Annotated in this window: 26 protein-coding genes; 9 read left to right on the forward strand and 17 right to left on the reverse strand. The window is 66.8% G+C overall.

What is annotated here, in order from left to right; all coding sequences use genetic code 11:
* Positions 1 to 181: 181 nt before the first annotated feature.
* The 4 genes from KUV49_RS12635 to KUV49_RS12650 form a co-directional block, all read right to left on the reverse strand.
* Positions 182 to 1,240, reverse strand: a complete 1,059-nt coding sequence (locus KUV49_RS12635; RefSeq protein ID WP_222450259.1) for an ATP-binding protein — start codon at positions 1,238 to 1,240, stop codon at positions 182 to 184.
* The gene (locus tag KUV49_RS12640; protein ID WP_222450260.1) at positions 1,237 to 1,767 is read right to left on the reverse strand and encodes a gamma carbonic anhydrase family protein; all 531 of its coding nucleotides are present in this window, start codon (positions 1,765 to 1,767) and stop codon (positions 1,237 to 1,239) included. Before KUV49_RS12640 ends, KUV49_RS12635 begins: the two co-directional genes overlap by 4 nt.
* The gene (gene gmk, locus KUV49_RS12645; RefSeq protein WP_222450261.1) at positions 1,768 to 2,406 is read right to left on the reverse strand and encodes a guanylate kinase; all 639 of its coding nucleotides are present in this window, start codon (positions 2,404 to 2,406) and stop codon (positions 1,768 to 1,770) included.
* Between the two features lie 159 nt (positions 2,407 to 2,565).
* Positions 2,566 to 3,474 (reverse strand): YicC/YloC family endoribonuclease, encoded by a 909-nt coding sequence (locus KUV49_RS12650; protein ID WP_315899508.1) that lies wholly within the window; start codon positions 3,472 to 3,474, stop codon positions 2,566 to 2,568.
* 317 nt (positions 3,475 to 3,791) lie between these two features.
* Between KUV49_RS12650 and KUV49_RS12655 the strand changes: the two genes are divergently transcribed.
* A complete protein-coding gene (locus KUV49_RS12655; RefSeq protein WP_222450262.1) occupies positions 3,792 to 4,493 on the forward strand; it encodes a PAS domain-containing protein in 702 nt (233 codons plus the stop codon).
* Here the strand turns inward: KUV49_RS12655 and KUV49_RS12660 are convergent.
* From KUV49_RS12660 to trkA, 5 genes are all read right to left on the reverse strand, one after another.
* Positions 4,481 to 5,107 (reverse strand): pyridoxamine 5'-phosphate oxidase family protein, encoded by a 627-nt coding sequence (locus KUV49_RS12660; RefSeq protein WP_222450263.1) that lies wholly within the window; start codon positions 5,105 to 5,107, stop codon positions 4,481 to 4,483. The two genes, KUV49_RS12655 and KUV49_RS12660, sit on opposite strands and share 13 nt — an antisense overlap.
* An 85-nt stretch (positions 5,108 to 5,192) precedes the next feature.
* Positions 5,193 to 6,470, reverse strand: a complete 1,278-nt coding sequence (hflX, locus tag KUV49_RS12665; RefSeq protein ID WP_222450264.1) for a GTPase HflX — start codon at positions 6,468 to 6,470, stop codon at positions 5,193 to 5,195.
* Complete coding sequence (gene hfq / locus KUV49_RS12670) at positions 6,467 to 6,706, reverse strand: RNA chaperone Hfq (protein WP_057789335.1); 240 nt, start codon at positions 6,704 to 6,706, stop codon at positions 6,467 to 6,469. The genes hflX and hfq overlap by 4 nt, the downstream gene beginning before the upstream one ends.
* 179 nt (positions 6,707 to 6,885) lie before the next feature.
* Positions 6,886 to 8,406: a TrkH family potassium uptake protein gene (locus tag KUV49_RS12675; protein ID WP_261391333.1), complete on the reverse strand. Its 1,521-nt coding sequence runs from the start codon at positions 8,404 to 8,406 to the stop codon at positions 6,886 to 6,888.
* 16 nt (positions 8,407 to 8,422) lie between these two features.
* Positions 8,423 to 9,799 (reverse strand): Trk system potassium transporter TrkA, encoded by a 1,377-nt coding sequence (gene trkA, locus KUV49_RS12680; protein WP_222450266.1) that lies wholly within the window; start codon positions 9,797 to 9,799, stop codon positions 8,423 to 8,425.
* Positions 9,800 to 9,901: 102 nt separating this feature from the next.
* Here trkA and KUV49_RS12685 point away from each other — a divergent pair, with 102 nt between their 5' ends.
* Positions 9,902 to 10,375: a hypothetical protein gene (locus tag KUV49_RS12685; RefSeq protein WP_222450267.1), complete on the forward strand. Its 474-nt coding sequence runs from the start codon at positions 9,902 to 9,904 to the stop codon at positions 10,373 to 10,375.
* A gap of 126 nt (positions 10,376 to 10,501) precedes the next feature.
* Here the strand turns inward: KUV49_RS12685 and KUV49_RS12690 are convergent, their stop codons facing one another.
* From KUV49_RS12690 to dusB, 5 genes are all read right to left on the reverse strand, one after another.
* Entirely contained in the window at positions 10,502 to 11,917 is a 1,416-nt protein-coding gene (locus KUV49_RS12690; RefSeq protein ID WP_222450268.1) for a sigma-54-dependent transcriptional regulator, read from the reverse strand.
* 8 nt (positions 11,918 to 11,925) lie between these two features.
* Entirely contained in the window at positions 11,926 to 14,178 is a 2,253-nt protein-coding gene (locus KUV49_RS12695; protein WP_222450269.1) for a sensor histidine kinase NtrY-like, read from the reverse strand.
* Between the two features lie 153 nt (positions 14,179 to 14,331).
* Positions 14,332 to 15,696 carry a response regulator gene (locus tag KUV49_RS12700; RefSeq protein WP_222450270.1) on the reverse strand — a complete coding sequence of 455 codons (1,365 nt, stop codon included), beginning with the start codon at positions 15,694 to 15,696 and terminating at the stop codon, positions 14,332 to 14,334.
* Positions 15,697 to 16,776 carry a two-component system sensor histidine kinase NtrB gene (locus KUV49_RS12705; protein WP_152492487.1) on the reverse strand — a complete coding sequence of 360 codons (1,080 nt, stop codon included), beginning with the start codon at positions 16,774 to 16,776 and terminating at the stop codon, positions 15,697 to 15,699.
* Positions 16,773 to 17,765, reverse strand: a complete 993-nt coding sequence (dusB, locus tag KUV49_RS12710) for a tRNA dihydrouridine synthase DusB (RefSeq protein WP_222450271.1) — start codon at positions 17,763 to 17,765, stop codon at positions 16,773 to 16,775. Before dusB ends, KUV49_RS12705 begins: the two co-directional genes overlap by 4 nt.
* A gap of 167 nt (positions 17,766 to 17,932) precedes the next feature.
* Here dusB and KUV49_RS12715 point away from each other — a divergent pair, with 167 nt between their 5' ends.
* The 4 genes from KUV49_RS12715 to KUV49_RS12730 all read left to right on the forward strand — a co-directional run bounded on the left by KUV49_RS12715 (position 17,933) and on the right by KUV49_RS12730 (position 20,524).
* Positions 17,933 to 19,066: a bifunctional 2-C-methyl-D-erythritol 4-phosphate cytidylyltransferase/2-C-methyl-D-erythritol 2,4-cyclodiphosphate synthase gene (locus KUV49_RS12715; protein WP_222450272.1), complete on the forward strand. Its 1,134-nt coding sequence runs from the start codon at positions 17,933 to 17,935 to the stop codon at positions 19,064 to 19,066.
* The gene (locus tag KUV49_RS12720) at positions 19,063 to 19,560 is read left to right on the forward strand and encodes a phosphatidylglycerophosphatase A (RefSeq protein WP_222450273.1); all 498 of its coding nucleotides are present in this window, start codon (positions 19,063 to 19,065) and stop codon (positions 19,558 to 19,560) included. The genes KUV49_RS12715 and KUV49_RS12720 overlap by 4 nt, the downstream gene beginning before the upstream one ends.
* A complete protein-coding gene (locus KUV49_RS12725; RefSeq protein WP_222450274.1) occupies positions 19,557 to 20,024 on the forward strand; it encodes a CinA family protein in 468 nt (155 codons plus the stop codon). Before KUV49_RS12720 ends, KUV49_RS12725 begins: the two co-directional genes overlap by 4 nt.
* Positions 20,025 to 20,092: 68 nt before the next feature.
* A complete protein-coding gene (locus tag KUV49_RS12730; protein WP_222450275.1) occupies positions 20,093 to 20,524 on the forward strand; it encodes a GFA family protein in 432 nt (143 codons plus the stop codon).
* A 5-nt stretch (positions 20,525 to 20,529) separates the two neighbouring features.
* Here the strand turns inward: KUV49_RS12730 and KUV49_RS12735 are convergent, their stop codons facing one another.
* Positions 20,530 to 21,828, reverse strand: coding sequence for an MmgE/PrpD family protein (locus tag KUV49_RS12735; RefSeq protein ID WP_222450276.1), 1,299 nt, complete (start codon positions 21,826 to 21,828; stop codon positions 20,530 to 20,532).
* Positions 21,815 to 22,270 (reverse strand): type II toxin-antitoxin system RatA family toxin, encoded by a 456-nt coding sequence (locus KUV49_RS12740; RefSeq protein WP_222450277.1) that lies wholly within the window; start codon positions 22,268 to 22,270, stop codon positions 21,815 to 21,817. The genes KUV49_RS12735 and KUV49_RS12740 overlap by 14 nt, the downstream gene beginning before the upstream one ends.
* A gap of 151 nt (positions 22,271 to 22,421) precedes the next feature.
* Here KUV49_RS12740 and KUV49_RS12745 point away from each other — a divergent pair, with 151 nt between their 5' ends.
* Entirely contained in the window at positions 22,422 to 22,577 is a 156-nt protein-coding gene (locus tag KUV49_RS12745) for a hypothetical protein (protein WP_410001408.1), read from the forward strand.
* 210 nt (positions 22,578 to 22,787) lie between these two features.
* Here the strand turns inward: KUV49_RS12745 and KUV49_RS12750 are convergent, their stop codons facing one another.
* Positions 22,788 to 23,471, reverse strand: a complete 684-nt coding sequence (locus KUV49_RS12750; protein WP_222450278.1) for a GntR family transcriptional regulator — start codon at positions 23,469 to 23,471, stop codon at positions 22,788 to 22,790.
* A 127-nt stretch (positions 23,472 to 23,598) separates the two neighbouring features.
* Here KUV49_RS12750 and KUV49_RS12755 point away from each other — a divergent pair, with 127 nt between their 5' ends.
* Entirely contained in the window at positions 23,599 to 24,297 is a 699-nt protein-coding gene (locus KUV49_RS12755) for an aspartate/glutamate racemase family protein (RefSeq protein WP_222450279.1), read from the forward strand.
* Positions 24,298 to 24,318: 21 nt separating this feature from the next.
* Positions 24,319 to 25,695, forward strand: a complete 1,377-nt coding sequence (locus KUV49_RS12760; protein WP_261391194.1) for an NCS1 family transporter — start codon at positions 24,319 to 24,321, stop codon at positions 25,693 to 25,695.
* The last annotated feature ends 76 nt before the right edge of the window (positions 25,696 to 25,771 follow it).

Below are 25,771 nucleotides of genomic sequence, written 5' to 3' on the forward strand. Positions count from 1 at the left end.
TATAGCTCCTGATATCCATGTATCCCGGTCACCTTGCAGCGGGCGACCTTGGCGCCCTGCTACGCCTCGGGCACGACGCTTTTGTTACGGTTTTGTAACGGTTTTATGACAGACCCCTTTTTGCGAAGGTTAACGCCGAATTAATTCCGGTTGACGTCGCGGCGCCAGGATGGGGGGTGCGTCAGGCCTGGGGCGACGCGGGGCGCGAAGGCAGAATCACGTCGAATCGGGTGCCCTGCCCCAGCTCTGATTCGACCTTCAGACGGCCGCGATGGCGGTTGACGATATGCTTGACGATGGCCAGCCCCAACCCGGTGCCGCCCATCTCGCGCGAACGGTGGCTGTCGATGCGGTAGAAGCGTTCGGTCAGGCGTGGGATGTGCACCTCCTCGATGCCGGGACCCTGGTCGGCCACGGAGACCACCGCCGAGGGGCCGCGCAGCGCGGGGTGATCGGAATGCGCCTCAAGCGTCACGGTGACGGTCTTGCCGGGGCCGCCATACTTGACCGCGTTCTCGATCAGGTTGGTCAGGATCTGGTGCAGCTGGTCGGCATCGCCGGGCACGTGGATTTCCTGCACCTCGGTCCGGAAGGCGATGGTCACGTCCGCCTCCTCGGCGATGGGACGGGTCGCGTGGATCACGGCATTGATCAGCCGGATCAGGTCGACCCGGTCGGTGGGGCGCACGCGTTCCTGCGCCTCGACCCGGCTGAGCGACAGAAGGTCCTTCACGAGCCGCTCCATCCGGCTGGCCTCGACCTGCATGGTGCCGAGGAACCGCTCCGTCGCCACGGGGTCGTTGCGCGCCGGGCCGCGCAGGGTTTCGATAAAGCCCAGGAGCGCGGTCAGCGGCGTGCGCAATTCGTGGCTGACATTGGCGACGAAATCGCGGCGCATCTGGCCCACCTGTTCCAGATGCGTGACATCCTCGAAGCACAAGAGCACGCCCGAGCCCGCCTCGGTTTCGACCGGGCTGCATGTGACGATGAAGGTGGTGTCCTGCGCGCCGGCGCTGGAGAGGTAGCGCGTCTGGCGCGTCTCGCGGTCGCGCAGGGACGCCTCGACCGCGTCGAGCACGGTTGGCTGGCGGATGGCGGTGATGAAATGGCGCCCGGTCAGCCCCGGCCCCAAGAGCGCCACGGCGCGGTCATTGGCGCCAAGGATGCGCTCGCCCCGGCCGACCAGAACCGAAGCCAGGGGAATCGCCTGCAAAAGCGTGGCGATATTGCCCTGGTTCATTCCGTGTCGAGGCGGCGCAGTCCCGCCCGGTAGCGCGCGGCGTTCTTCTGGTAGTGCAGCGCGGTGGCCGTGAAGGCGGCGATGGCCTGGTCGTCCAGTTCGCGCACGATCTTGCCGGGCGCGCCCATGACGAGGCTGCCATCGGGGATCTCCTTGCCCTCGGTGATCAGCGCGCCGGCCCCGATCAGGCAGTTGTTGCCGATACGGGCGCCGTTCAGCACCGTGGCCCCCATGCCGATCAGCGTGTTTTCCCCCAGCGTGCAACCATGCAGCATCGCCTTGTGCCCGATGGTGCAGCCGCGCCCGATGGTCAGCGGAAAGCCGGGGTCGGTGTGCATGACCACGTTTTCCTGCACGTTGCTGCCTTGGCCCACGACGATACGCTCGTTGTCGCCGCGCAGGGTGCAGCCGAACCAGACCGAGGCGTTTTCTTCCAGCACGACCTTGCCGATGATATTGGCGTCGGGGGCGACCCAGGCGCCCTCTTCCAGTTGCGGGATTACGTCGTCAAGCGCGTAGATGGGCATTCATCTCTCCTCGAATTCGGCCTGAAGGCGTTGCACATGGGCATTCAGGTCAGGCTGTTGCAGGCGGCGCAGGCGCGCGGCCGAGACGATGGTCTTCAGCGCTGTGTCCGTGGTCTCGAGGTCGTCATTGACCAGCACATAATCGTATTCGGCCCAGTGGCTGATCTCGTCCCAGCTTTTCTGCATCCGCTTGGCGATGGTCTCGGGGCTGTCCTGGCCCCGGCTTTCCAGCCGGCGATGCAGCTCGGTGATCGAGGGCGGCAGGATGAAGATCGACAGGGTATGGGGGCCGAGAACCGAGTTCTGGATCTGCTGCGCGCCCTGCCAGTCGATGTCGAACAGAACGTCGCGACCGGCGTCGATGGCGGCCTGCACGGCGCCGCGCGGCGAGCCGTAGAAATTGCCGAAGACATGGGCGTGTTCGAGCATCTCGCCCGCCGCGACCTGGCGGCGGAAGGTGCTGTCGTCGAGGAAATGGTAATCCTGCCCGTCCACCTCGCCCGCGCGGGGGGGCCGCGTGGTGGCGGAGACGGAGAACGAGATCGTCCTGTCCCAGTCGCGCAGGCGGCGCGACAGCGTGGACTTGCCCGCGCCCGAGGGCGACGAGAGGATGATCAGAAGGCCGCGGCGGTTTGTCATGGGGCCTCCGGTGTGGGTAGATTGCCGAGTTGCGATGCCAAAGGCGGCGCAAAACCTGTACGCATGAGGTCCCGGGTCAGGCCCGGGACGGGGTGGCGCGAAATTGCCGGGATATCCCGGATCAAGTCCGGGATGACCTGCAAAACCCTGTTTTGCAGGTCACTCGACATTCTGCACCTGTTCGCGCATCTGTTCGATCACGCTTTTCAGCTCCAGCCCGACGCTCGTTAGGTCGCGGCTTTGCGCCTTGGAACACAGCGTGTTGGCCTCGCGGTTGAATTCCTGCGCGAGAAAGTCGAGCTTGCGGCCCGCCGGGCTGCCCTTGGCGATGAGGTCGCGGGCAGCGGCCACGTGGCTGCGCAGGCGGTCGATTTCCTCGGTGACGTCGGATTTCACGGCCAGCACGGCCAGTTCCTGGGCGATGCGCGCTTCCTCGACGCCGTCGGTATTGTCCATCACCCGCTGAAGCGCGGCGCGGAAATTGGCCTCGGTCTCGGGGCGGCGGGCCTCGGCGGCGGTGGCGGCGGCGTCGGTGAGCTCGGCGATCCGGGCAAGCTGGCCGCTCAGCACCTCGGCCAATGCGGCCCCTTCGCGGTGGCGCATCGACTGGAAACTGTCCAGAACGATCTCGAAATCCGCCACCAGCGCCTTGCCCAGGGCGGTGGTGTCCTCGGCCTGCGTGCCCGGCTCGAACACGCCGCGCAGGGCCAGCACGTCGGCGGCATTGGACGGCGCCAGCGACAGGCCGAGCGCCATGGCGCGGGCTTCGATCTCGGTCATTGCCGCCAGCACGCGGTCGAGCTGGGCGGTGTCCAGTTGCGCGGCCGCGCCGCCGTCCTGCGCCTGAAGTTTCAGCGAGAGGGTGACATTGCCGCGCGACAGCGCCCCGGTCAGGCGCGCGCGCAGCGTCGCTTCCAGCCCTTCGATCCAGTCGGGCACCCGCAGGCGCAGATCGAGGCCCCGCCCGTTCACCGACCTGAGGTCCCACGTCCAGCCGAAACGCCCATGCGCCCCCTGCCCCGCGGCATAGCCGGTCATGGAAATCAGGGGGGACGGATCTTTTGTCACGGTGCAGCCTATCCTTCGCGCGCGGGCCGTGAAAACGCCCGGTCTCGTGCAGGTGTCCTAGTCTGTCGAGGCCCCCTTCGCAAGCGCCCTGCGCGGAGCCGCGTTAACCACTGGGTAATAAAGTTGAACAAATTCGGGCAGAATTGTGGCAAGCTTGTTCCAAGTCGAGCTGCATCTGATTCAAATTGAAGGCGGTGCAGGACCGCGCGGGAGTGGCGCAGGGTCGATCTCGCACGGGGGCGTTCCGGGCGCGTGATCACGTTCGGATCGGAATATTCATGGTGAGGCCGGCGCCAGCGCCGGATGGGGAAAGACCGATGACGGATGATTCTGGAACCTCGTTCCCGGACAAGATTTCGGACTTGCAGCTACCGGGCGCAGGCGCGGCCCGCCGCCGGCGCGAGGCGGACCTGCGCAAGTTCGTCGACTACTGGTCGGCGATGCGACGGGGCGGCGACGTGCCGCTGCGCACCGAGATCGACCCGCGCGGCATCGAGAGCCTGCTGAGCAATGCCTTCATCGTCGAAAAGGTCGCCCCCGGCATCGCCCGGCTGCGCATCGCCGGCACGCACCTGTCGGACGTGATGGGCATGGAAGTGCGCGGCATGCCCCTGTCGGCGCTGATCGCGCCCGAGGACCGGGCGCAGCTGGCCGATGCGATGGTGGAGCTGTTCGAGCGGCCCGCGACGCTGCGGCTGGACCTGACCGCGCCCGGCGGCATCCGCCGTCCGGCGCTGGCGGCGACGCTGATCGTGCTGCCGCTGCGCAGCGACCTGGGCGATATCTCGCGCGCGCTGGGCTGTTTCGTGACCGACGGGCCGATCGGCGCGACGCCGCGGCGGTTCCGCATCGTGGACTGCCAGGTGACGGCGGTCGATCTGACCGACGCGACGGCGTCGGGATTCAGCGAAGAGCAGGTGCGGCTGGCGCCCCCTGCGCCGAAGGCCCGGCATGAGCGGCCGGCACCGCTGTCACATCCCAGCGAACGACCCTATTTGCGGCTGGTTCACAGCGACTGAGCCGCGTCCAGACGGGCCTTGAGCGCGGCGTTCTCGGCGCGCAAGTTGGCCAGCTCCTGCTGGAAGGGTTCGAGGATCGGGCCCAGTTCCTCCATCGTCAGACGCACGGGGATATGTTGGGGGCAGTTCCAGTCGAACCCTTCGACGGTGATGACCACGGCCCGTTCGGGGCGCGCCTTGTAGCGTTCGTCCATCAGCCGGGAAATCAGCTCGGGGTCGTCCGAGATCGCCACGCGGCCGAGGATCTTGAGCCGCGCGCTGTTGGGGTAATCCATCAGGATGAGCGAGATACGGTCGTTGTCGGCCAGGTTGCCGGCGGAAATATACTGCCGGTTGCCGCGATAGTCGGCATAGCCCAGCGTCTTGTCGTCCAGCACCTTGAGAAAGCCGCGCGGGCCGCCGCGGAACTGGACGTAAGGCCAGCCCGTGGCGCTGACCGTGGCCTGGTAGAAGCCGTCGCGCAGAGCGATGAACTGTGCCTCGTTGGGACCCAGACGGTCGTCGGCGGGGGCATCGGGGGAAAGGCTGCGGGCGTACATGGCGGCAGAGCCCTGTTTGTCCTGCATGGCGCGGACGGCGTCGGTGAAAGCGAGTTCGTGGAAGGTCTTGGCCATGTCTTGCGTCCTTTCAGGTGCCTGAAACCGCTAGATCGGGGTACACGTCGGTTTTCGCAAATCACGAGGCCGCGAGCGGCGGCGCTCAAAGCCCGTCGAATTGCGATTTCTGCGTCTCGTTCCAGCGCACGGTCAGGGTGTAGCCGTCCTCGTCCTGCACCTCGTCCTCGACCAGCCCCTTCTCGAAGAGCCAGGCGCGTTTGCGGCCCGCGTCAAAGCCCAGCGTGAACGTCTCGATATGGGTCGCGCCCGCCAGGCGGGTGATGATGGTGTCGCTGAGCGCGTCCATGCCCTCGCCGGTGATGGCCGACAGAAGCTGGACATTGTCGAAGCGCGCGGCGCGGTTCTCGACCAGGGTGCGGTCCTCTGCCGACAGGCGGTCGATCTTGTTCCAGACCTCGATCTGCGGGGTGGTGTCCAGCACGCCGAGACTGGTGAGGATCTCGTGCACGTCGCCGGCCTGGTCCTCGGTTTCGGGGTGCGAGATGTCGCGGACATGCACGATGAGATCGGCGGCCAGCACTTCCTCGAGCGTGGCGCGGAAGGCGGCGACGAGTTCGGTGGGCAGGTCCGAGATGAAGCCCACCGTGTCGGACAGGATGACCTCGGGACCGCCGCCCGGCAGGGCGATCTTGCGCATGGTGGGGTCGAGCGTGGCAAAGAGCATGTCCTTGGCCATGACCTCGGCCCCGGTGAGGTGGTTGAACAGCGTGGACTTGCCCGCGTTGGTGTAGCCCACCAGCGCCACGATGGGGAACGGCACCTTGGCGCGGGCGGCGCGGTGCAGGGTGCGGGTCTTGACGACCTTTTCCAGCTGGCGGCGCAGGCGCACGAGCTGTTCGTCGATGGCCCGCCTGTCGGCCTCGATCTGGGTCTCGCCCGGACCGCCGACGAAGCCCAGCCCGCCGCGCTGGCGTTCCAGGTGGGTCCAGGCGCGCACCAGGCGGGTGCGCTGGTAGGAAAGTGCGGCCATTTCCACCTGCAACACGCCTTCGCGGGTGGCGGCGCGGTCGGAAAAGATTTCAAGGATCAGGCCGGTGCGGTCCAGCAATTTGACGCCCAGCTGCTTTTCCAGGTTGCGCTGCTGCACGGGCGACACCGGGCCGTCAATCAGGACCAGCTCGACCTCGTTGTCCTCGACCAGCGATTGCAGCTCGGCCAGCTTGCCCTTGGAGAAGAGCATTCCCGGATGCGGGTCGCGCAGGCGCACGACCGAGCCGCCAAGCACCTCCAGCCCCGGCAGGGCATGGGCCAGCGACACGGCTTCTTCGAGCGCGAGCGTGGGATCACGCTCGCGGTCGGAACCGGGAATGTCGGGGTGCAGGACCCAGGCGCGAGTGTCCGAAACGTCGGTCTGGGTCAAGACCCGTCATCGCCCTCGTACAGGCTGACCGGCTGGGAGGGCATGATGGTGGACACGGCATGTTTGTAGACAAGCTGTGACTGCCCGTCGCGGCGCAGCAGGATGCAGAAATTGTCGAACCAGGTGATCACGCCTTGCAGCTTGACGCCGTTGATCAGGAAAACCGTGACGGGAATCTTGGTCTTGCGGACCTGATTCAGAAATGCGTCTTGCAGGTTTTGTCGGTCTGTCGCCATTGTTTTTATAGCCTTTGTTCTTGCGTGGGGCGCGTTGCGGCCCCGGTCTCCCTCGCAAGGGAGTATGGAGTGGGCGTTTCGGAGTTTCCAGCCCAAAAATCAAATCGTTGCGGCGTCTTGCCGGGAAGATATGTCACGACCGTGACACGCGCGCAACTTGGCCCGGCCTGCGCCGGGCGTCAGCGGCGCCACAGGCTGGGGTTGAACAGCGCGATCAGCGCCAGCGTCTCCATCCGGCCCAGTACCATGGCGGCGGAAAAGACCAGCTTGGCCGCCGGGCGCATCTCCAGCAGGGGGATGGGCGCGTCGGCCCCGACCTGGGTCAGCGGGCCGGCGGTGGCGAGGGCCGCGGTGGACAGAACGATGGCGTTCTGCAGATCCTCGCCCAGGGCGGCCATCAGCACGGTCACCAGCGCCAGCGACAGCGCGAAGAGCATGAAGAAGATCCACGCCACGAACGCGCCCTCGCGCCGCATCCGGCGGGTGTGGACCCCGGCGCGGCCCACCGACGAGGGATGCACCAGACGCTCCATCTCGCGCTGGCCATTGAGGTAGAGCGCGTAGATCCGCAGGAGTTTCACGCCCCCCGCCGTGGTGGCCACGCCGCCGCCGAACATCGCCAGCCCCATCAGCAGAAGGCCCGGCGTGCCGAGGCCCGACCAGCTTTGCGCTGCCTCCCATGCCGCGCTTTGAAAGCCGGTGGTGGACAGGAACGACATGACGGTGAACGTGCCGCCCCAGAGCGCCTGAAGCGCCATGCCGAGGTCCTCGACCTGGTCGACGTCGAACGCCCCCAGCCAGTGGCGCGAAAAGAGGATCAGCGGCACGCCGACAACGAGGGCGCAGCCGATGCGGAACTCGGGGTCGCCCAGCACGCTGGTGGAGCGGCTGGTCAGCGTGTCCGAGGAGAAGGTCAGCCGCGAGAGGGCGAAGAACATGAACAGGAAGATCACGATCTCGCCGCCAAAGCCGCTGCCGGCATTCTCGACCCCGCCGACGGCGGAAATGCCGCTGGTGGCCATGGTGGACATGGCATGGATCGCGGCGACGAGCGGGCGGTCGCCGCCGATCACCAGCAGGAGCCACAGAACGCCCGTCAGCCCCACGTAGATCGGCGCCAGCGCCTGCGTGCTCTGGGCGATGCGGCGGGCGGAGGTGGCGCGGCGGAAGCGGCTGAGCGCATCCTCGCCCTGCCCCGGCTCGGCCGAGACGGTGATCTCGAACCCGCCCAGGTTCATCGGCGCCAGCACCGCCGAGGCCGCGATCCAGATCAGCAGACCGCCGAACCAGCCGACGAGACCGCGCCAGAGATGCAGGCTGTCGACCAGCCGCGAGGGGTTGTCGAAAAGCGTGGCGCCGGTGGTGGTGAGGCACGACACCATCTCGACATAGGCGTTGAGAAAGCGCGTGGTCTCGAGCCCCTCGTAGAAGGGCAGCGCGAGAAAGACCGGCAGCGCGGTATAGGCCAGCGCCAGCGAGGCGAGGTTCTGGATGTCGGTGTTGTCCTGCTGGCGGCGGCCGGAGATCGCGAGGCCGATGAGCAGGATGAAGGTGATCCCGAAAACGCTGGAATAGAGAAAGGCGCGGGCGACGGAATGATCGTCCTGCACGAAGGCATGGAGCGCGGGGCCGAGCATGGCGACGCTGGCGATCCCGGTCAGCACGAGAATGAGCGGAAACCGCAGCAGACGGGCGGTCAGGCCCGGCGACGATGTCTCAGAAGAAATCAATCGAGACCTGCAGGAGCTGTTCCACCCGGCCCACATCCGACGCCAGCGCGAAGATCACCACCACGTCGCCCGCCTCGATCCGCATGGTGCCGGAGGGCTTGAGCACCTTGCCGTCGCGCAGCACGCCGCCCACCAGCACGCCTTCGGGGAAGTCGATCTCGCGGATGGCGGCGCCGGCGATGTTGGAGGTGGACATGACCTCGGCCTCGATCACCTCGGCCTCGGCGTCGCCGATGGAATAGACCGAGCGCACCCGGCCGTGGCGGACGTGGCGCAGGATCGAGCTGACGGTCGTGGAGCGCGGGTTGATATAGGCGTCGATGCCCAGGGGCTCCATCATCGGCAGAAGCGTGGGGTCGTTGATCAGCGCGATGGCGAAGGGGCAGCCCTCGGCCTTGGCGCGCACGGCGGCCAGCATGTTGGTCTTGTCGTCGTCGGTGACGGCCAGCACCGCATCGGTGCGCGAGATGTTGGCCTCGGCCAGCAGTTGCGCGTCGAGCCCGTCGCCGTTCAGGACGATGGTGCGTTCCAGCGCGTCGGCGGCGCGTTCGGCCACCCTGCGGTCGCGCTCGATCACCTTGACGCGGGTGCGCTTGCCGCGCTTCTCGATCCGCTTGGCGACGCTGAGGCCGATATTACCGCCGCCGATGATGACCAGCCGTTCCTGCGTCTGCGAGGTCTTGCCGAACACCTCCATGGTGCGCGGCACGTCCTCGGTGGGGGCGAAGACATAGGCGTCGTCACCCACGAAAAGCTGGTCCTCGGCCTCTGGGGCGAAGAGCTTGCCGTCGCGGCGGATGGCCAGCACCACCACTTCGAGCGTCGAGAAGAGGTCCGTCAGCTGCCGCAGTGGCGTGTTGACGATCGGGCAGTCATCCTCGATCCGAAGGCCGAGAAGCTGGGCCTTGCCTTCCATGAAGGTTTCCGTGTCGAAGGCCGCCGGCGCGGCAAGGCGTTGCAGGGCGGCCTCGGCCACCTCGCGCTCTGGCGAGATCACGACGTCGATGGGCATGTGGTCGCGGCGGTAGAGATCGGAATAGATCGCGTCCAGGTAGGACTGGCTGCGCAGGCGGGCGATCTTGCGGTTGATGGAAAAGACCGAGTGCGCCACCTGGCAGGTGACCATGTTGACCTCGTCGGAATGGGTGGCGGCGATGATCATGTCGGCATCGCGCGCGCCGGCCTGGTCGAGCACGTTGGGATAGCTGGCAAACCCGTTGATGCCCTGCACGTCCAGCGTCTCGGTGGCGCGGCGCACCAGGTCGGGGTTGCTGTCGACCACGGTGACGTCGTTGCGCTCGCCCGACAGGTGGCGCGCGATCTGCCAGCCGACCTGCCCTGCCCCGCAGATGATGACCTTCATGGGCTATGCCCTTATTGACCCAATCGAGCGCTTTGCATGACAGATGGGGCTGTCACGGTCAATTGCTTTGTCCTGCGGGGATTTGCCCGATAGGCTGAAGGCATGGAAAGGTTCCGAGTCGCTCTTTTTGCCTGTGTCGCCCTGCTGTTGGCCGGGTGCCTGCCGACAACCGTCTATTACAAGGAAGGCGCGCCGGTGAGCGGTGTTGCCCGGGACCGCACGCAATGCGACGTGGACGCCCTGCGCCAGGTGCCGGTGCGCACGCTGACGCGGTACATTCCCCCGAGTTATGGCTATCGGCCGGCCTGCAACGCGGCGGGCGCGTGCACGACGGTCCGGGTCGTTCTGTCGCCGGGCCGGTGGGAACGCTATGACGCCAACGAAGGCTTGCGGGCGCGGGTGGCCCGGCAGTGCATGGCCGACCAGGGGTATGAGAAGGTCAGCCTGAAGCCCTGCCCGCCCGAGGTCGTGGAGGCAACGGTGATCACCGCGACGCGGGTCCAGCCGCCCCTGACGGAGAAATCCTGCGCGATCCGGATCAAGGGCGGGAAATATCAGATCGTGAACCCGGACTAGGCCGCGTGACCAGGTGGAGCGCCTGCGGCGCGCTCGATGTCTCGGCGGCAGGCCGCCTCGGGTCTGCCTCCGGCGGGGATATTTGGGGCCAGAGGAAGATGGGCGGCCCCGTGCCTCCCGGCCCGGTCAGCCGGTGGCGGCCTGCTGGCTGTCCTCTTCCTCGTCCGAGAGCCGCGCGCCCTTGGCGCCGGTGACCACGCCCAGCGATTTCAGCTTGCGGTGCAGGGCGCTGCGTTCCATGCCGACGAATTCCGCCGTGCGGCTGATATTGCCGCCGAAGCGGTTGATCTGGGTCATCAGGTATTCGCGTTCGAACGCCTCGCGGGCTTCGCGCAGGGGCATGGTGGCCACGGTGCCCGAGAGGACAACCCGGCCCTCGTCGCTGGGCGTGGCGCTGTCTCCGGGGATCTCGCGCGCGTTGATGTCGCCCGAGCTGTCGCCCAGGATCAGGATGCGTTCGATGACGTTGCGCAGCTGGCGCACGTTGCCGGGCCAGCGCATGGTCTGCAGGAGAGCCGCCGCCTCGTCGCCCAGGGCGCGGATCGGCAGGCCCTGTTCGCCGTTGAGTTTCTCGATGAAGTAGCCGGCCAGCACGGGGATGTCCTCGCGCCGGTCCTCGAGGCTGGGCACGGCGATCGGCACCACGTTCAGGCGATGGTAGAGCTCGCGGCGGAACCGCTCCGCCCTGATTTCCGCCTCGAGGTCGCGGGAGGTGGAGGAGATGACGCGCAGGTCGACCTGGACCTTGTCGCTGCCGCCCACCCGCAGGAAGGTCTGATCGACCAGCACGCGCAGGATCTTGCCCTGGGTGCCCAGGGGCATGTCCGCGACCTCGTCGAAATAGATCACGCCGGTATTGGCCTCTTCCAGAAGGCCCGGGGTGACGGTGCCGTCTTCGGCCTCGCGACCGAACAGCACCTCTTCCATCCGGTCGGGTTCGATCGAGGCGCAGCCGGCGCAGACGAAGGGGCCGGCCGCGCGGTCGGAATTGGCGTGGATGTAGCGCGCGGCCAGTTCCTTGCCCGAGCCGGCGGGGCCAGAGAGCATCACCCGGCCATTCGACCGCGTGACCTTGTCGAGCTGGCTCACCAGAGTGCGGAAAGCCGGGCTTTCGCCCAGCATGTCGGCCGGGCCGCTGCCCTGGCGCTTGAGCGCGAGGTTCTCGCGGCGCAGGCGGCTGGTTTCCATGCCGCGGCGGATCACCACCATCAGCTGGTCGATGTTGAAGGGTTTCTCGATGAAGTCGTAGGCGCCCTGCTTGATCGCCGCCACGGCGATTTCGATATTGCCGTGGCCCGAGATGATGACCACCGGCACCTCGGGAAAGTCGCGCTTGACCGCCTTGAGGATGTCGATCCCGTCCATGTTGCTGTCTTTCAGCCAGATATCGAGGATCAGCAGGCCCGGCGGCTGGTTCCGGATCTCGGCCATGGCCTCGTCGGAATTGCCGGCGAGGCGGGTGGTGAAGCCCTCGTCCTGCAGGATGTCTGAAATCAGTTCTCGAATATCGCGTTCGTCGTCGACAATCAGGATGTCACTCATGGGTCACCTCATACGGCCTGTCGTTGGTCATATTCGTTCAAATCGGAGTCGGGGTCCGGGTCGGTATCGGGATCGGCATCCGGCGCCGCCTCGGCCCGGGTCAGGGGAAGGCGGATGATGGCCATGGCGCCGGGGCGGGCGCCCTCCGCGAAGGGCTCGGCGTCTTCCAGCGCAAGGCTGCCGCCATGTTCCTCGATGATCTTCTTGACGATGGGCAGGCCCAGGCCGGTGCCCTTTTCGCGCGTCGTCACGTAAGGCTCGAACAGGCGCGAGCGGTCCTCGGGCAGGCCGATGCCATTGTCGGAAATGCGAATGACGGCGCTGTCGTCCTCGCGCAGGCTGATCACGCGGATCTGCGGGACGTGGCCGTCACCTCCCTCTTTTTCATAAAGGCTTTCAATGGCTTCGCCGGCGTTCTTGATCAGGTTTGTCAGCGCCTGGTGCAGCATGGTGCCGTCGACCTCGGCCATCAGGGCATCGTCGGTGAGCGTGGTCTCGAAGGTAACGTCGGGCTGGCCGGCCTCCTGCAGAAGGACCGCCTCGCGCAGGAGCTTGGTCAGGCTTTCGACCTTGGTCTGGGGCTCGGGCATCCGGGCGAACTTGGAGAACTCGTCGACGATGCGGCGCAGGTCGTTGGTTTGCCGCACGACCACGTCGGTGAGCTGTTCCAGGTTGGCGGCCTGTTCGTCGTCCAGCACGCGGGTGAACTTGCGCTTGATGCGCTCCGCCGACAGCTGGATCGGCGTCAGGGGGTTCTTGATCTCGTGCGCGATGCGGCGGGCGACGTCGCCCCAGGCGGCCATGCGCTGGGCGGTCACGAGGTCGGTCACGTCGTCGAAGGCGACCACGTAGCCCTCGCGCCGGCCGCCGTCGTTGGTGCGGGTGGACATGCGCACCAGCAGGTTTTCCATCCGGCCCGAGCGGCTGACCTTGATCTCCTCCTGCACGAAGCCGGTGTTGCTGTCTTTCAGCCGGTCGAAGAGCGCGCCGAATTCCGGGATCGCCACCGAGAGTGCCAGCGATTGCTGGTCCTCGTGCCAGTCGAGCAGGCGTTCGGCGGCGCGGTTGACGAAGGTGACGCGGCCCTTCACATCAAGGCCCACCACGCCCGAGGACACAGACCCGAGAACGGAATCGAAGAGCCTGCGGCGACGCTCGATCTGCTCGGTGTTGGTCAGGAGCCTGTCGCGCTGCTGCTTCAGTTGCCGGGTCATCTGGTTGAAGTAGGTCGAGAGCATCCCGATCTCGTCGTCGCCATCCTCTTCGCGCACCTGGGTATCCAGATCGCCCTCGCCCACGCGCTGGGCGGCGCTGGTCAGGCGGCCCACCGGACGGCTGAGGCGTTCGGCAAACCACATGCCCAGCCAGACCGCGGCGAGGATCAGGATCAGCGCGAAGCCGAGGTAGAGCACGCCGAACTCGAAGAGCACGCGGTCGCGTTCATCCTCGCGCTGCTGGTAGAAGCGCGCGGTTTCCTGGGTGTCGTCTAGAAGGCTGAGGATATCGCCGTCGACATTGCGGCTGACATAGAGGTAGCGGTCGGGGATTTCCTCCAGCGGCAGGAGCGCGCGGAATTCGTTGTTGTCCCAGTCGCGGATGACGACGACGCCCTCTTCGTTGGCCTCCTGGAACATGTCGCGCGAGGGTTCCTCGTAGTCGAAGAGGTAGGAGCGTTCGCCGCGCGAGCGGATGTCGCCGGTGCCATCGATCACGAAGGCCTCGCGCAGGCCGCGCTGGATTTCGCGCTGGCCGCGCGACAGGATCTGGCGGATGTCGCCATCGTCGAGGAAGACGGCGGCGCGCTTGGTGGCGTTGATCAGGGATGCCAGGGCGCGCGCATCGGTCAGCAGGTCGCGGCGGTGCTCGTCCTCATAGGCCTGGGCGGCGGCGACGGAGGTGTCGACGACGCGCCCCACCCTGTCGGAGAACCACGCCTCGAGCCCCATGTTCACCGAAAGCGTGGCGAAGACGGCGACGGTGATGGTGGGCAGAAGCGCCATCAGCGCGAAGACGCCGGTCAGGCGCAGGTGCAGGCGGGAGCCGGCGGATTTGCGGCGGCGGGCGGCGACCATCTGGACCACGCGCTGCAATACCAGTGCTGCGACCATGATGATGTAGACCATGTCGGCCAGAAGGACGATGCGCAGGATGTTGGACGAGCTGCCCTGGTCGAGCGGGCCCATGACGAGATAGGTCAGGAACGCCAGCACCGGGCCCAGAACCACGAGGCTGAACGCGGCGGCATTGCGCACGCGCTTCATCCGGCGAAGACGCCCGAGCCTTTCCCACGTCAGTCTGCGTGCTTTTGCAGCCACGCAATCCCCCCATCAGGTTGTGGCGCGGGATGCGCCAGACCTCCAGATATGGCTTGGAACCTGGCAAGGCTTCCGAAGCGCCACAGTCATGTTGCAGTTTTACATCAACTTGCGGCGCCGTGTCACGCGAATATCAAGGTCGGTGATTTTCTTGCGCAATGTATTACGGTTAATCCCGAGAAGATCGGCGCATTTGGCCTGATTTCCGCCCGTCGCATCGAGCGCGATCTCGATCAGGGGCATCTCCATCTCCTTGAGGATTCGCCCGTAGAGGCCCGGCGGCGGCAGGGTGTTGCCGTGCAGGTCGAAGTAACGGCGCAGGTGGCGCGAGATCGAGGTCGACAGGGTTTCGCCTCCGCCGCCGCCGACCACCGGCGCGGCCTCGGGCTGGTTGCCCAGCACGGCCTCGACCTCGGAGCGGGTGATCTCGGAGGACCGTGCGGTGAGGCCCAGGCGCTGGACCGCATTTTCGATCTGGCGGACATTGCCGGGCCAGCTGTAGGCGCGCATCAGCTCCATCGCGTCTTCGGACACGGTGCGCGGCGGCTGGCCCTCGCGCTCGGCCTTCAGGAGGAAGTGCTGGACCAAAAGCGGAATGTCGTCGACGCGGGCGCGCAGGGACGGCACCTCGACCACGGCGCCGGAGAGGCGGTAATAGAGGTCCTCGCGCAGCTTGCCCTCTTCCAGCCGGTCGGCCAGGCGGCCGAGCGAGGTGGCCATGAAGCGCGGCACGTGATCGCCCGGCGCGTCCATCATCCGCACGACGCGGGCCTGCGCATCGGTGCTGAGGTCGCCCACCCCGTCCAGCACGATGGTGCCGCCCTTGGCGCGGGCCATGACCCGCGCGGGGCCTTCCAGATCGGCCAGGTCGGTGGGCGTGACGGTGACGAAGGGCAGCGTGCGGCGGTCGGAAAAGTCGTGGATGGCGCGGGCGATGAGGGTCTTGCCGGTGCCGGATTCGCCGGTGATCAGCACCGGCAGATCGGTGTTCATCAGCCGCGCGACCACGCGGTAAAGCCCCTGCATCGCCGCGGTGCGCCCCACCAGCGGCAACTCATCTGGGCGGTCCTCGGATTTCGGCTCGGTCGGGGTGCGCTTGGTGCGGGCGTCGAGTGCCCGCGCGGTGCGCTTCATCAGGTCGGGCAGGTCGAAAGGCTTGGGCAGGTAATCGAAGGCCGCGGCCTCCTCGGCCTGGATCGCGGTCATGATGGTGTTCTGGGCCGAGATCACGATCACCGGCATACCGGGGCGGTCCTGGTTGATCTTGGGCAGCATCTCAAGGCCGTTGCCATCGGGCATCATGACATCGGTGATCACCGCGTCGCCCTTGCCCTCGCCCACCCACCGCATCAGCGTGGTCAGCGACGAGGTGGCGTGCACCCGGCACCCCGCCCGCGTCAGGGCCTGCGTCAGAACCGTGCGGATCGTGCGGTCGTCGTCGGCGACCAGTACCGTGCCATCCATCTAGCTTTCCTCCATGTCCTTGCCGGCGCGCGGCAGCGATATCCTGAATACTGTGCGTCCCGGCACCGAGCTGACCGAGATCCAGCCGTCGAGGTCCGAGACGATCTTGGCAGCGAGCGCGAGGCCGAGGCCGGTGCCGTTCTCGCGGCCCGACACGAACGGCTCGAACACGTTGCCGGCGATTTCGGGCGGCAGGCCGGGGCCGTCGTCGATGACCTCGATCTGAAGCGGCAGCGACTTGCCCGGGCCGCCACTGTCCCGCCGCACCCGCAGGGATTGTTCGTAATAGCTGTGCAGGGTGATGGTGCCGCCCTTGTCGCCCGCGGCCTGTGCCGCGTTCTTCAACAGGTTCTGGATCACCTGCAACAGCTGGTCGGGATCGGCCACGGCGAGCGGCAGCGAGGGGTCGTAATCCTCGACGATGGTCATGTGCGCGGCAAAGCCCACCAGCGCCGAACGGCGGGCGCGGTCCAGGACGTCGTGCAGGTTGACCGCGCGCAGCTTGGGAAGGCTGACATTGCCGAACTGCTCGACCTGTTCCAGAAGGCCGACGATGCGGCGGCTTTCCGACACGATGAGGTCGGTGAGTTCCAAGTCGTCCTGATCGAGGTTCATCGACAGCAGCTGCGCAGCGCCGGTGATGCCCGCCAGGGGGTTCTTGATTTCGTGCGCCAGCATCTCGGCCATGCCGATGGCGGATTTGGCGGCGGACTTGACCGACTGGCTTTGCGTCACGCGGCCCGCCAGTTCGCGGGGCGAAATGAGCAGGATCATGTGGTCGTCCCAGCCCGAGACCGGGGCGATCTGCAGGTTGCACTGCATCGGCGCGCGATCCCCTGTGCCCACGTCCACGTCATTGACGAAGAGCGGCGCGGATTTCTCGCGGGCGCGTTCCAGCGCCTCTTCGATGGGCGCGTCGACGGCCAGCTTGTCCCACACCGGCTGGCCGATGATCGAGCGGGCGGATGTCATCAGAAAGCCCTCGGCGGCGGGATTGATCTGGACGATGCGGTCCTGCCCGTCGAGGATCAGCCCCGGCACCGGCAGCGACGTCCAGACCATTTCGTCCATCCCGGTCATGCGGCGGTCCTTTCCGGGGCGGTCATCGCGTCCTCGAGCAGGCGGTTGACGTTCGCGGGGTCGCGCTCGGTCAGGATGCGCTTGCGCAGGGCCTGGGGCGTGTCGCGCCCGTCCATGTACCAGCCCAGGTGCTTGCGGGCGACGCGGGTGCCCAGATCGGTGCCGTAGAAGGACAGCATGGCGTCGTAATGGTCCTGCACCAACCGCGTGAGGTCCCCGCCCTCGGGAATGTCCGGCGCGGGCGTGCCGTGCAACTCGTGCGCGACCTGCGCCAGGAGCCACGGACGGCCCTGCGCGCCGCGCCCGATCATGACGCCGTCCGCGCCGGATTTCATCAGCGCGTCGCGGGCGGTGGGGGTGCCGGTGATGTCGCCGTTGGCGATGACGGGGATGCTGACCGCGTCCTTGACGGCACGGATCGCGGCCCAGTCGGCATAGCCCTTGTAGAACTGGCAACGGGTGCGCCCGTGGATGGTGATCATCCGCACCCCTGCCCCTTCGGCACGTTTGGCCAGCTCCGGCGCGTTCAGGGTGGTGTCGTCCCAGCCCAGCCGGGTTTTCAGCGTGACCGGAATGGAGACCGCGCCGACCACCGCCTCGATCAGGGTGAGCGCGTGGTCGAGATCCTTCATCAGGGCGGACCCGCTGGCGCCCGAGCCGCTGGCGCTGGTGACCTTCTTGGCCGGGCAGCCCATGTTGATGTCGATGAGCGTGGCGCCGTTGCCTTCGACCTGGCGGGCGGCCTCGGCCATCCAGTGCGCCTCGCGCCCCGCCAGTTGCACCGAGGTGTCGGCGGCCTCGAAGCCCAGTTCGGCCTTTTCGCGCACGCCGGGCTTGGATTGCACCATTTCCTGGCTGGCGACCATCTCGCTCACGACCAGTCCGGCGCCGAAGCGGCTGACCAGGTTGCGGAACGGCAGGTCGGTGATCCCCGCGAGCGGGGCCAGAAGGACCGGAGGATGTAGGTTTCTAGGGCCGATGTTGAGCATGGGTGCCTAACGAATGAGCATATGGACGTTTTATGACCGGGCGCGGCCAAGCACAATTTATGCGTGCCCAAATTAAAATCAAAAAGGTGTGTGTGATTAAAAATTAGGCAAATACACGGCGTGACGCGCCCATTGCATGCCCCTGCCCGCTTGCGTAAGCAAAGCATATGAGCATCGCAGCCATCATCGTCGCCGCAGGACGCGGCACCCGCGCCGGGGGCGAGCGGCCCAAGCAATGGCAGCGCGTGGCCGGAAAACGGGTGATCGACTGGACGCTGGCGGCGTTCCGCGCGGTGCCCGCGGTGGAGCGGATCGTGGTGGTGGTGCATCCCGACGACTTGGGCGAACTGGCCGGCGAGACGGGCATCACCGTGACCGAGGGCGCGGCCACGCGCGCGGGCTCGGTCTGCAACGGGCTGGCGGCGCTGGAGGGCGTGGGCGTGACCCATGTGCTGATCCACGACGCGGCGCGCTGCTGCGTGGCCCCGGCCCAGATCACCGAGGTCATCGCGGCACTTGGGCCGGATTGTCCGGCCGCGGCCCTGGCCTTGCCGGTCAGCGACGCGCTGTGGCAGGGCGAGGACGGGTTCGTGACCGGCACGCAGGACCGCGCCGGGCTTTACCGGGCACAGACGCCGCAGGGGTTTGACCTGGCCGCGATTGCCGCCGCCCATGCCACCGCGCCCGGGACCGCCGCCGACGATGTCGAGGTGGCGCGGGCCGCGGGCCTGCCCGTGCGCATCCTTGCGGGGCGCGAGACCAACCTGAAGATCACCACGCCCGAGGATTTCGCCCGGGCCGAGACCATCCTGAGAGGACCCATGGACATACGCACCGGAACCGGCTTTGACGTGCACCGTTTCGGCCCCGGCGACCACGTGATGCTGTGCGGCGTTGCGGTGCCACATGACCGGGGCCTGCAAGGGCATTCGGATGCCGATGTGGGGCTGCACACGCTGGCCGACGCGATCTACGGCGCGATGGCCGAGGGAGACATAGGCCGGCATTTTCCGCCCAGTGATCCGCAGTGGAAGGGCGCGGAGAGCCACGTGTTCCTGTCCCACGCGGCGGGCCTCGCCGTCGAAAAGGGCTTCCGCATCACCAACGTGGACCTGACGCTGATCTGCGAGACGCCCAAGATCGGGCCGCACGCGGCGGCGATGCAGGCGCGGGTGAGCGAGATCATAGGGCTTGAGGTGGACCGCGTGTCGGTCAAGGCCACCACGACCGAACGGCTGGGTTTTACCGGCCGGGGCGAAGGCATCGCTGCACAGGCCGTGGCCACGCTGGTGCGGCCATGAGGGCGGCGCAGCTGATCGCGACCTTCGGCGGCGTGGGCTATCTGCGCCCGGCACCGGGGACCTGGGGCTCGCTGGCGGCATTGCCCGCGGCGGCGCTATTGCATCTCATCGGCGGGCCGGTGCTGTTGGGCCTCGGGATCGTGGCCTCATTCGCCTTAGGTTGGTGGGCCACGGCCCTGGAAACAAAGGGAAAAGACGATCACGACCCAAGCGAGATCGTAATCGACGAAGTGGCCGGACAGTGGCTGGCTTTCCTGCCCGTATCGATCGGCGCGGCCCATGCGGGCGCGGCGCTGTGGGCGCTCTGGCCGGGCTTCGTCACCGCCTTCCTGCTGTTCCGCCTGTTCGACATCTGGAAACCCGGGCCGGTGGGCTGGGCCGACCGGCAGGGCGGCGCTTTCGGAGTGATGCTGGACGACGTGATCGCGGGACTTTTCGCCGCGCTGGGCGTGATGTTTTTCGCCTGGCTGTCGCACGGGGTGCTGGGGCTATGAGCGCCGGGGACGTGCTGAAGGCCGCCAAGGCGGCGGGGCTGATGGTGGCCACGGCCGAGTCCTGCACCGGGGGCATGGTGGCCGCGGCGCTCACGGATATCGCCGGCTCGTCGGCGGTCGTGGAACGCGGGTTCGTGACCTATTCCAACACCGCCAAGCGGCAGATGCTGGGCGTGCTGGCCGACACGCTGGACGCGCATGGCGCGGTGTCGGAAGAGGTCGCGCGGGAGATGGCGGAAGGCGCGCTGGACCATTCCGAGGCCGACGTGGCGGTGTCGATCACAGGCATCGCGGGCCCCGGCGGGTCCGAGCACAAACCCGAGGGGCGCGTCTGTTTCGGCCTGGCGCGCGTGGGCCGCGTGACGCAAGTGGAAACGGTCGAGTTCGGGGCCCCGGGGCGCGCCGAGGTGCGCAGCGCTGCACGCGACCACGCGCTGGCGCTGTTGCTCAGGGCGCTGGACTGAATATCTTGCCCCGGCCCCTGCCATGCGGCTAGGTCTTGCAGGCAGGGTTCAGCACGGGACATTCCGACATGACGACACGCGGCCATTGCCATTGCGGCGCAACGCGCTGGCAGTTCGAGGGCGCGCCCAACTGGGCGTGCTATTGCCATTGCGACGACTGTCGCCGCAATTGCGGGGCGCCGGTGGTGGCGTGGCTGGGCGTGCCGGTGGCGGCGTTCCGCTGGACCGGCGCGACGCCCGCGACCCGCGAAAGCTCGCCCGGCGCATACCGGCATTTCTGCGCCAGTTGCGGCACGCCGATGGCATTCGAGGCGGATCACTACCCCGGCGACATGCATGTCTATGCAGCCGCGCTGGAGGACCCGGGCGCGGTGCAGCCGGCCTTTCACGTGCATTACGACAAACGGCTGCCGTGGCTGACGCTGGACGACGATTTGCCGAAATATGACGGCAGCGTGGTGGACCTGCCCCAAGACGCCGCCCTCTTTCCCAAGGACTGACCGGCCTAGCGCACCAGCAGCGCCGCGAACTCCTCTGGCGGAGCGTCGGCCTCGATCGCCTGCCAGGTCGCCTCGGCGCGGCCTTCGCCCAGCAGGGCGGCGGCCTTGGCGCGCACACGTTTCTGGCGCGCAGCAAGGCCGGGATCGGCGTCGAGGTCGTGAAAGAGATCCTGCACGGAGCCGTCCTTGAGCGTCACCCGCAAGCGGGCCTGCATCTCTGTCAGGCTGTCGTCGCTGTCCACCGTGACGCGATCGCGCAGCGCGGCGAGGTCGGTGTCACGGCTGAGCGCGTCGTCGAAACTTTCCAGCCGCGCGGTGTCGTGCCCGGTCAGCGCCATGGCGGTGACCATCCGGTAGCTGAACTTGGACTGCAGCCCGCTTTCGGGCGTGGCGATGTTGCACACGCTGAGCCAGCGGGGATGGGTGGCGATGTCGACCGTCTCGACCGCGTCGGCCCCGGCATCGAGGTCGCGCAGCGCCTCCAGCGTGGCATGCAGGCCGTGGCAGCAGGCGTGGAATTTGTGCTGCACGCTCTCGAACAGCCAGTCCTGCCCCAGCGTGTCGAAGGCGCTGCCCTGCCCTTCGCCATGATGCGTCGGACCGAATCCGTTCTGACCGTCCATGGCGCCGGGCGCGCTGACAAAGCCGCGGGCGGCCAGTTGCGCGGCCTCCACCCCGTTGGAGGCGGCAAGGCCCGCGTTCATCGGCTTGCCCATGGTGCCGAACTGCGCCTTTATCCCCGAGGCGCGGGTGGTGACGAGGCCGATCGCGTGCTGCATCTGCTCCTCTGTCAGCCCCATCAGGCGCCCGGCGGCCAGCGTGGCGCCGAAGGCCCCTGCCGTCGCGGTCTGGTGATAGCCCACCTGGTAATGCGCCCGGCCCAGCCAGACGCCCACCCGGATCGAGGCTTCGACTCCGATCAGCGCGGCCTCCTGCAGCGCGGGGCCGGTGGCGCCTGCCGCCTCGCCCACGGCCAGGGCGGCGGGAATGACGGCGACGGACGGGTGGCCGATATGGGCGAAATGCGTGTCGTCATAATCGAGCGCGTGGGACACCGTGCCGTTGACCAGCGCGGCCATGCGGGCGGGCACGCGCAACGCGCTGCCGATGAGGCCCGCCTGCGGGCTGCCGCCCTCGTCCTCGGCCTGGGCGCGCAGGATCCCCGCCACGGGCTCGTCGCGCCCGGCGATACCGACCGCCGCCCAGTCGAGCAGCGACAGGCGCAGGATTTCCATCGCGTCCTGGGCCTTCACGGGCCCGAGCGCGAAGCCGGCCAGCCGTTCGCCGATCTCACCCCCGTCCATAGAGCTTCTCCGCCCGCGTCTCGAAGGCGCGCACGATGCGCTTCATCGCCTCGTAGAAAAACAGCTCCGCCGCGCCCTGCAACAGCCTGTTCTTGAACTTGAAATCGACGTCAAAGCCGACCTCGCACTGGCCGTCGCCCAGATCGCGGAACTCCCAGTTCGAGCGCATGTGGTGGAACGGGCCGTCGAGATACTCGGTCTCGATCCGCTTTTTCTCGGGCCAGAGCACGACCCGGCTGCTGAAGCGTTCGCGGAAGACGCGAAAGCTGATCACCAGGTCGGCCTCCATCACCTTGCTGCCATCCTCCTGCGGGGTCACGCTGGTCACGCGCGCGGCGGCGGTCCAGGGCAGAAATTCCGGGTAGGAGCCGACATCGGCGACAAGGTCGTACATCTGCTGCGCGGTATAGGGCAGCGTACGGGTTTCGGCGTGAGAAGGCATGAAGGCAGATCGGTCCGTTGGGTTGTGGCGGTGCAGGTCTGTGTCGTAAACTGGTCCGCGAAATGCAAGGGAAACACGGAATGTCGCGCGAAAATGTCATCCGCTTCGACGCGGAACCGAAGCGTCGATGAACCCCCGCTGGCTGTTCCGCATGTCCCGCTGGGCCCAGAACCCGCCGAGCGCGGGACGGGTCAAGTTTGTCTTCGCCATCGTCGCGATCTGTCTTCTGATTGCCGGGGCGGAGTATTTCATCGGCCTGCCCGACTGGATGTCCGTGGACCCGAAAAGCGGGCGGTATCGTCCCTGAGCCGCCATGGCGATCCGGGAACCTACGCTTGAAGAGTTTGGGGGATGGAAAATTCGTACGAATTTTCCTGGCGTCGCGCGGCCTCGGCGCGGATCTCCGGGGCTGGTGTCTGCGCCCTGATGTTTCCCCTGCGTGGCGAGCGATAGGGTCGAGGGAGCGCAACAGGTCCGTGAGGGCGCAGATCGGCCCCGGAGGGCTGGCACGGGGTCTCTACTCCGGAGAAGACGTCTGGATCAGGACCGAGAGGGGGCCGCCGCGCGGGCGTTCCTTGCCAAAGTCGATTTCCGCCTCGATGTGGCGCAGGTGGATGTCGACCAGCTTCTGCGCCGTTGCCTCGTCGCGGTCGGCGATGCTTGCGACGATCCTGGAATGTTCGTCATCGTCACACAGGCTGGCGCGGTCCGATCCGTAGAGCCCGATGATCAGCGAGGTTCGCATGGTCAATTCGGACAGGTAATTTTCCAGCACGCTGTTGCGCCCGATCCGGCCCAGCAGCATGTGGAACGCGCGTGAGGCGCGAATCGCCCGGGGCCGGTCGCTGGCGTGGCGCACGCGGTCTTCTTCCTCCAGATGGGCGCGCAGGGCGGTCAGGTCGGCGGCGTCGGCGTTGCGCACAACGTTGCGGATGATCGTGGCCTCAATCGCCCGCCTGGCCTGGAAAACGTCGCGCGCCTCGGCTTCGGACGGGGTGGCGACGAACGCGCCGCGGTTGGGAATGAGATCGACCACCTGATGTGCCGCCAGCGTCGCCAGTGCGCGGCGTACATGCGCGCGATTGCAGGAAAAAAGATCGCTCAGCGCCTGTTCCCCAAGCTTGGTGCCCGCCTGAAGGCGCTGATCCGCGACGGCGTCCAAGACATGTTCCACGATCATGAGTTCTGGATTTTCGGACATCGGATCACCGCAATTCAACCTGCGTCGCAAGGTGCCATTTCCCACGACAAAATTCGACTGCAAAAATTGTCTGTTTGGATTGTTAACAATTTATGTTATCCAAAATGCAAATCAAGTGGAGGAGCACATGAAAATCGCCGTCATCAATCCGAACGCCACGGTCAGCATGACAGACAAGATCGCCGCGACGGCGCGGTCGGTCTGCGCGCCGGGCGTGGAGATAGAGGCACGCACCGGCATCGGCGCGCCGGTCAGCATCGAGGGCCATTACGACGAGGCGATGGCCATGCCCAAGCTTCTGGATCAGGTCCGCGAAGCCGAAGCCGGAAACGCCGACGCCATCGTCGTGGCCTGTTTCGACGACCCGGGCCTGGGCGCCTGCCGCGAGATCGCGACCGGCCCTGTGGTGGGTTTGTGCGAGGCCGCGGTGAAGGCCGCCAGCATGATCGCCACGTCCTTCAGCGTGATCACCACCCTGCCCCGCTCTGCCCCGATCATCGAGGAGCTGGTGCGGCGCTACGGGCTGGATCACCAGTGCCGCAAGGTGCGCTCGGCGGCGATTCCGGTGCTTGCGCTGGAAGAGCCCGGATCGAATGCCCGCATCCAGGTGCGCGACGAGATCCTGCGCGCGATCGAGGAGGATCGCTGCGAGGCCGTGGTGCTGGGCTGTGCCGGCATGTCCGATCTGGTGGAATGGCTGTCGGAGGAGACAGGCATTCCGGTGATCGACGGTGTCTCGGTGGCGACGAAATTCGCCGAGGCGCTGGTCGGTGCGGGGCTGAAGACGAGCAAGATCGGAGCCTACGCCACACCAAACCCGAAATAACAGACAACTGGGAGGAGACAGATGACAATTTCGGATACAAACAAGGGCGTCGGGTCCAAGGAAGACCACGTGCCCCATGCAATCGACAAGAAGGGCCTGGGCGAGGAATCGCTGGCCCCGCAGGAGACCCGGATCATGGATCCCTGGTCGTACCTGTTCGCCTGGCTGGGCGGCTGCGTGTCGATCGGCACCTTTACCATCGGCTCGGGCCTCGTGGGCACACTGAACCTGCTTCAGGTGTTCATCGCCATCGCCATCGGCTGCACCGTCATCGGCTTTGCGCTGATGATCAACGGGGCGGCGGGCCACAAATACGGCATTCCGATGATGGTGCAGGTGCGCTCCGCCTTCGGGTTCACCGGCTCGCGCATTCCCGCGCTGGTGCGGTCGGTTCCGGCCATCGTCTGGTTCGGCTTTCAAAGCTGGATCGGGGCCGGGGCGCTGAACCTGGTGAGCGAGACGCTGTTCGGCTATTCCAACATCGTGGTGTTCTTCATCGGCTTCCAGTTCCTGCAGATATTCCTGTCGGTTCTCGGGTTCCACGGCATCAAGTGGCTGGAGAACATCGGCTCGGTCTTCATCATCGGGTCGCTGATCTACATGTTCGTGTCGGTGATCGGGAAATACGGCGACGAGATCAGCACGAACCTCGTCAATGTCGAAGGCACCTGGGGCGCGCCGTTCTGGGGGGCGACGATGCTGTTCCTCGGGATCTACGCGACGATGATGCTGAACGTGTCGGACTATTCGCGCGAATTGCGCCGCTCCGTCGGGCGCACGCGGCAGGTGGTGATCTATGCCAACTCGATCCTGCCCGCGACGCTGTTTATGGGGCTGATCGGGCTGATGGTGTCGGGTGCGACCGGCGAGGTCGATCCGATCCGCGTGTTCTCGAACGCGGTGGACAACAAGCTGTTGCTGGTGATCACCCTGCTGTTCATCGCCTTTGCACAGGTGACGACCAACATTCTCAACAACGTGGTGCCGCCGGCCTATGCGCTGATGGATGTGTTCAAGCTGAACTACAAGACATCGGCGGTGCTGGTCGGACTGCTGGCCTTCGCCACCTTCCCGTGGGAACTGGTCAAGGACGAGTCCGCCGCCGGTCTGAACCTGTTCATCCAGACCTACAGCGCCTTCCTCGGGCCGATCTTCGCGATCCTGGTGGTGGATTACTACGTGCTGCGCCGGCAGGTGCTGGACCTCGACAAGCTCTATGACGAGACCGGCGACTACAAGGGGGTCAACCCGGCGGCGCTGATCGCCATGGTGGTGGGCATCGCCGCGGCGCTGACCTTTTCGTCGGTGTCGTGGTATGCAAGCCTGATACCGGCGGGGCTGACCTATTACCTGCTGATGCGGCACATGCCCGCCGCGCGCCGGTTCCTCGACGGCTGAGGCACGCATAACGCCCGGAAGGGGCCGCGCGCCGGCCCCTTCCGCCCGTCCGCCGCTGGCGCGTGCCCGGACAGAT

The sequence above is a fragment of the Roseovarius atlanticus genome (genome assembly GCF_019802205.1).
GTDB classification, from domain to species: Bacteria; Pseudomonadota; Alphaproteobacteria; order Rhodobacterales; family Rhodobacteraceae; genus Roseovarius; species Roseovarius atlanticus_A.